The sequence below is a fragment of the Microbacterium sp. zg.Y909 genome (genome assembly GCF_024626565.1).
In genome coordinates this window covers 1-1,042 of the sequence record NZ_JANJFJ010000687.1, presented here as the reverse complement: position 1 = coordinate 1,042, position 1,042 = coordinate 1, and the positions used below count along the sequence as shown (strand labels likewise).

Below are 1,042 nucleotides of genomic sequence, written 5' to 3'. Positions count from 1 at the left end.
GACGTCACCGACGTGCCGCCGAAGGACCGCGACATCGCGATGGTGTTCCAGAACTACGCGCTGTACCCGCACATGACGGTCGCCGAGAACATGGGCTTCGCCCTGAAGATCGCCGGCGTCGGCAAGGAAGAGCGCGCCGCCCGCGTGCTCGAGGCCGCCAAGCTGCTCGACCTCGAGGAGTACCTGACCCGCAAGCCGAAGGCACTCTCGGGTGGTCAGCGTCAGCGTGTCGCCATGGGCCGCGCCATCGTGCGTCAGCCCCAGGTGTTCCTCATGGACGAGCCGCTGTCGAACCTCGACGCCAAGCTCCGCGTGCAGACCCGCACCCAGATCGCGTCGCTCCAGCGCCGCCTGGGCGTCACCACCGTCTACGTGACCCACGACCAGACCGAGGCCCTCACCATGGGTGACCGCATCGCGGTGCTCAAGGACGGTCTGCTGCAGCAGGTCGGCACCCCGCGCGACCTGTACGAGAAGCCGAACAACGTGTTCGTCGCCGGCTTCATCGGCTCGCCCGCGATGAACCTGTTCGCCGCCGACCTCGCCGAGGGTGGCGTGCGCTTCGGTGACGAGGTCGTGCCGCTCGACCGCGACACCGTCGGCCGCGCCAACGGCAGCCAGGTCACCGTGGGTGTCCGCCCCGAGGACATCGTCGTCGGCCCCGCCGACGGCCGCGGCCTCTCGGTCATGGTGGACCTCGTCGAGGAGCTCGGCGCCGACGGGTACCTCTACGGCCACACCGAGATCAACGGCAAGCGCGCCGACCTGGTCGCGCGCGTCGACGGTCGCAACCACCCGAACGCGGGCGAGACGGTCACCCTGGCCGCCAGCGCCGGCCACGTGCACGCGTTCGACATCGAGTCCGGCGAGCGTCTGAACGACAAGCCGGTCGTCTCGGCCTGATCCGCCAGCAACCGCGCGGCGCGGGTAGCCTTGGGGCTACCCGCGCCGTGTCGTTTCCGCCAGGAGTTCCCGTGTCTTCAGCCCTCAGCATCACCGCGAGTTCGGTCGACCCCGGCCTCTTGACACTCCCCTGGTCCAC

Annotated in this window: 1 protein-coding gene; it reads left to right on the top strand. The window is 69.8% G+C overall.

Annotated elements, in window-relative coordinates; genetic code table 11:
• The coding region (locus NQ160_RS24150) for an ABC transporter ATP-binding protein (protein ID WP_257517505.1) at positions 1–903 on the top strand (903 nt) is incomplete at its 5' end.
• Positions 904–1,042 lie beyond the last annotated feature (139 nt).